We start from the raw sequence: 4,916 nt of genomic DNA on the forward strand, positions 1-4,916 counted from the left end.
CGTGCTCGACCACCCGGACGCGCTCCTGGTCCCCTCGACGGGGACCACGACCCGGCGGCCGGGCGCGCCCGGCCGCACGGTGAGCACGAGCGTCGCGCGCGGGGTGCGGGACTTCGCGTGGGCGGCGGGCCCCTTCCGTACGAGGACGGTGACGACGCCCGGCGGAGTGCGGCTGAACGCGTACTGGACCGCCACCACCTCCCCCGAGGGCGTCGCCGTCGACCTGAAGGACGCCGTCGGCTCGGTCGACCAGTTCGGGAAGCGGTTCGGGCGCTACCCGTACGGGGAACTCGACCTCGTCATGAGCGACACCCTCGACGACTTCGGCAGCATGGAGTTCCCGGGCCTCGTCCTGCTGTGGACCGAGCCCGAGGGGTCGGCCGTCGTGCACGAGATCGCCCACCAGTGGTTCTACGGCATCGTCGGCAACGACCAGTTCGCGGCACCGTGGCTGGACGAGTCCTTCGCCCAGTACGCGAACCGGTCGTACTACCGGGACGACACCACGACCTGCTGGGAGGACCAGGGCGAGTGGCCCAGCGACACCGCCGCCCTCACCCGGTCCATGGGCTACTACGCAAACGGGCACCGTTCCGAGTACGTCCGGGTCGTCTACATGCGCGGCGGCTGCGCCCTGCACGACCTGGAACGCATCCTGGGCGGCAAGGCGATGGCGGCCATGATGCGCGGCTACGTACGGGACCACTGGCGGGGCGTCGCCACCACCGCGGACTTCAAGCGCGCGGCGCAGGCGGCGACGGCGAAGGACCTCGGCCCGTTCTGGAGGCAGCACCGGATCCTCTGACGACGGAACCGACGCCGGGCGGGGCCGTACGCGGCCCGGCCCGGCGTCCGGCGTCCGGCGTCCGTTCAATGCGACGGTTCGTCGCCGTGCGTCTGTGCGTCGGGGCTCTCCCTTCGGGCGATCGCCAGGCCGACGGCACCGACCAGGAGCAGGACGGCGACCGTGCCGAGGGTGAAGGCCTCGAACGCCGCCCGGGACATGCCCCAGATGTCGTCGAAGGCGTACTCGATGCCGAGGAGCGCCTCCAGGGTTCCGGGGAAGAGGGCGCACCAGGAGCCGACGAGGATCCAGGCGTAGACAAGGGCCGCGCAGGTCATGAAGCCGCGGTTGCCGAACGGGACGCGGTAGGGCCGTACGACCTCGGGTCGGCGCAGCCGGAGCAGGACGAGGGCGGGGACGATCACCAGGTAGGACAGCAGGAGCGTGGTGACCGCCACGGTGAGGACCACGGCGAAGACCGCGCCCGCGTCGCCCTCCGCGACCCGCATGGCCACGATCATGAAGACGGTGGCCACCGCTCCGGAGAGCAGGTTGGTGCGCACGGGCGTGCCGAGCCGGGGGTGGAAGGCGCCGAGCCTGCGGGTGAAGGAGCCGCCGTCGGCGGCGGCCATCGCCTGCATGCGGTCGCTGACGATCATCCACGCGCTGCCCTGGGTGAGGAGGGCGAGGACGAACATGACGGCGGTGAGCGTCAGGAGCGGGCCGGCCGCGGGGCCGTAGATGCCGAACACGAGGCGGGCGCCCTCCATGAAGCCGCCGATGCCGGTGACCTGGTGGGCGGGGACGACGGCGAGGAGCGCGAGGACGGGCAGCAGGTAGCAGCAGGCGGCGACGGACGCGGAGCGTCCCAGGGCGGCGGGCACGTCGCGCTGCGGGTCGTGCATCTCCTCGCCGGCGGCGTTGGGGGCCTCGAAGCCGACGTACGCGAAGAGCAGGATCGGCACGAGGGCGAGGAATCCGGCCGTGGTCGGGGTGAAGTGGGCGTCGGTGAGGCCGTGGAAGCCGTGTTCGAGCCCGTAGAGCAGGGCGGTCAGGGTGAACACCGCGAGGGTGAGGACCTTCACCGCGGCGCCGAGGGTGGTGATCCACTTGCCGCGGCTGAGGGAGACGACGGCGGTGAGGATGGCGGTCCACACGAACAGCAGCTTGAACGTGTAGTCGGCGAAGGTGCCCGAGCCGAGGTGGAAGACGAAGCCGTCCCAGGTCTCGGCGGCGAGGAAGACCAGGGAGCCGCCCAGCCAGATCGGGTTGGTCACCCAGTAGAGCAGGGTGGTGAGCGCGGCCGCCGAACGGCCGAGGGTGAGCTTGACCCAGACGTACGGGCCGCCCTCCTGCGGGAACGCGGCGCCGGTCTCGGCGAACAGCAGGGCGTAGGGGACGAGGAAGAACAGCGCGAGGGCCGCCGTCCAGGTGGCGGCCTCGCCGCCGCCGGTGGCGATCTGCCCGACGGTGTCGAAGGAGATGACGGCGGCGATGGCCAGGGCGGTGATGTCGAGGCGCTTCAGGCTGCGCCGCAGGGCGGTCGTGGTGTGGGGAGCGCGCGAGTCGGTGGACGACAGGTGGGAGGACACGGGCAGTTCCTAGCGGGGAGAGGGGTACTGCGAGCAGGTGCGCGAGCGCGGCGACGGCGTGGCGTCGTCCGCGCACGGGCACGGTGACGGCGTGGCGTCCGTGTCGGGGAGGCCCGGCGGGGGCACCGGGCCTCCCGGGCGGTGTCAGGCGGGGCGGATCTCGCCGGTGGGCGTGGTGCGCTCCAGGACGCCGCGCAGCGCGGTCGCCACTTCCTTGGCCTCGGTCTCGGTCATGACGAGCGGCGGGGACAGGACCAGGCTGTGGGCGGAGTCCCGCACGATCACGCCGGCTTCGCGGCGGATGACGTCGTGGGGCATGCGGGCCGGGTCGAGGGGCAGGGGTGCGCGGGTGGCGCGGTCCTGGACCAGTTCGACGGCCAGCATCATGCCGACGGAGCGGATCTCGCCGACGATCGGCAGGCCGCCCAGCTGCGCCTCCAGTTCGCCGTGGAGGAAGGAGCCCCCGCTCGTGGCACGGGCGAGCAGCCCCTCCCGCTCGATGATGTCGAGGTTGGCGAGGGCGACGGCGGTGGCGACGGGGTGGCCGTTGTACGTGTAGCCCATGGGGAAGCCGTGGTCGCGCAGGAGCACCTCGGCGAGGCCGTCGCTCACCAGGAGGGCGCCGAGCGGCACGTAGCCGGAGGTGATGCCCTTGGCGGTGACGATGATGTCCGGGGTGACGTCGAAGTACTGGGCGGCGAACCACTCCCCGACCCGGCCGTAGGCGGTGACGACCTCGTCGAAGACGAGCAGGATGCCGTGCCGGTCGAGGACCTCGCGCACCCGGGGCCAGTAGTCGGCCGGCGGGACGAGCATGCCGCCGACGCCCATGATGGGCTCGCCGATCATGGCGGCGATGTTCTTCGGGCCGATCTCGGCGATGCGCTCCTCGAGTTCGCGGATGAGGAAGTCGGTCGGGTCCTGTCCGTCGTAGAGCTCGCTGCGGTACGGCCACGGGGGCGTGAGGTGGGAGACGTGCGGCATCATCGGGGCGAAGCCCTCGTGGTAGACGGGGAAGCCGGTGGCCGAGCCGCCGCCGTAGCCGATGCCGTGGTAGGCCTTGCTACGGGCCAGGATCCACGTCCGGCTGCCCTCGCCGCGCCGGTGGTGGTAGTAGCGGGCCATCTTGATGGCCGCCTCGTTGCCCTCGGAGCCGCCGGAGGTGAAGTAGACGTGGTTGAGCGGGGCGGGGGCGATCTCGGCCAGGCGGGCGGCGAGCTTGACGGCCGGCTCGTTGGAGAACTCCCAGAAGCTGGTGAAGTACTCGAGCTTCTTCATCTGCTCGTGGGCGACGTCGGCGACCTCCTCGCGGCCGTGGCCGATCTGGGCGAGCCAGAGGCCGCCGGTGGCGTCGAGGTAGTCACGGCCCTCGGTGTCGGTGAGCCGGCAGCCGGAACCGGAGGCCATGATCACGCGCTCGGTGGCGGTGCCCGGCAGGTAGGGGTGGATGATGTGCGCCCGGTCGAGGCGGGTCAGGTCTGCGGTGTGGTCGCTGGTCATGGTGGTGGGTCCCTTGCTGGGGTGAGGGTGTCGGTGCGGGTGTCGGGTCGGGTGCTGCGCCGGCGGCTTTCCGGTCGCCGGCGGGTCAGCCGTACGCGATCCAGGTGGTCTTCAGGCCGGTGTACTTGTCGAAGGAGTGCAGGGAGAGGTCACGGCCGTGGCCGGACTGCTTGAACCCGCCGAAGGGGGTGTACGGGCTGAGCGCGTCGACCGTGTTGACGGACACGGTCCCGGCGCGCAGGGCGTCGGACACGCGGTGGGCGCGGCCGAGGTCCCGGGTCCACAGGGAGGCGGCGAGGCCGTAGGCGGAGTCGTCGGCGAGGCGGATCGCCTCGGCCTCGTCCCGGAAGGGGAGCACCGTGAGGACGGGGCCGAAGAGCTCCTCCCGGACGAGCGGGGCGTCGGGGCCGAGGCCGGTGACGACAGTGGGGTCGAGGTAGGCGCCGTCCCGGTCGGGTCGCGTGCCGCCGCACACGAGCGTGCCGCCCGATGACCGCACGGCTTCGAGGACGCGTACCGCCTGGGCCTCGTCGACGAGCGGTCCGAGGCGGGTCGCGGGGTCGAGCGGGTCGCCGGGCAGCCAGGTGCGGGCGTGCTCGGCGACGCGGGCCGTGAACTCCTCGGCGACGGAGGCCTCGACGAGCAGCCGGGTGTTGGCGGAGCACACCTGCCCGGCGTTGTAGACGAAGCCCCAGGCGGCGCGTTCCGCGGCCGCGTCCAGGTCGGCGTCGGCGAAGACCAGGTTGGGGCTCTTGCCGCCGGCCTCGGGCCAGACCTGCTTCATGTTGGACTCGGCGGAGTAGGTGAGGAACCGCTTGGCCACGGCGGTGGACCCGGTGAAGACGAGGGTGTCCACGTCCGGGTGGAGGCCGAGCGCCCGCCCGGTCGTCTCCCCCGGGCCGGGGACGACGTTCAGCACGCCGTCCGGCAGGCCGGCCTCCGCGGCGAGCTCGGCGAGGAGCAGGGCGGAGAGCGGGGACTGCTCGGCGGGCTTCAGTACGACGCTGTTGCCGGCGGCCAGGGCGGGCGCTCGGCCTCCA

Annotated in this window: 4 protein-coding genes; 1 reads left to right on the forward strand and 3 read right to left on the reverse strand. The window is 72.5% G+C overall.

Annotated elements, in window-relative coordinates; translation table 11 throughout:
* On the forward strand, positions 1–805 hold an 805-nt coding region (locus tag CCN56_RS32935), incomplete at its 5' end, for a M1 family aminopeptidase (protein WP_143664695.1).
* A 65-nt stretch (positions 806–870) separates the two neighbouring features.
* Here CCN56_RS32935 and CCN56_RS32940 read toward each other — a convergent pair.
* From CCN56_RS32940 to CCN56_RS32950, 3 genes are all read right to left on the reverse strand, one after another.
* On the reverse strand, positions 871–2,376 hold the full coding sequence (locus tag CCN56_RS32940; RefSeq protein WP_256962310.1) for an APC family permease: 1,506 nt from the start codon (positions 2,374–2,376) through the stop codon (positions 871–873).
* A 144-nt stretch (positions 2,377–2,520) separates the two neighbouring features.
* On the reverse strand, positions 2,521–3,876 hold the full coding sequence (locus CCN56_RS32945; protein WP_086831528.1) for an aspartate aminotransferase family protein: 1,356 nt from the start codon (positions 3,874–3,876) through the stop codon (positions 2,521–2,523).
* Positions 3,877–3,961: 85 nt separating this feature from the next.
* Positions 3,962–4,916, reverse strand: a 955-nt coding sequence (locus CCN56_RS32950; protein ID WP_143664696.1) for an aldehyde dehydrogenase family protein, incomplete at its 5' end; no start/stop codon positions are given.

This window comes from Streptomyces sp. NRRL B-24572 (assembly GCF_002156145.1).
In the GTDB taxonomy this organism is placed as follows: domain Bacteria; phylum Actinomycetota; class Actinomycetes; order Streptomycetales; family Streptomycetaceae; genus Streptomyces; species Streptomyces vietnamensis.

Coding starts and splice junctions, on each gene's coding strand:
- CCN56_RS32945 (WP_086831528.1), bottom strand. CDS start 3,876: ATGACCAGCGACCACACCGCAGACCTGACCCGCCTCGACCGGGCGCAC.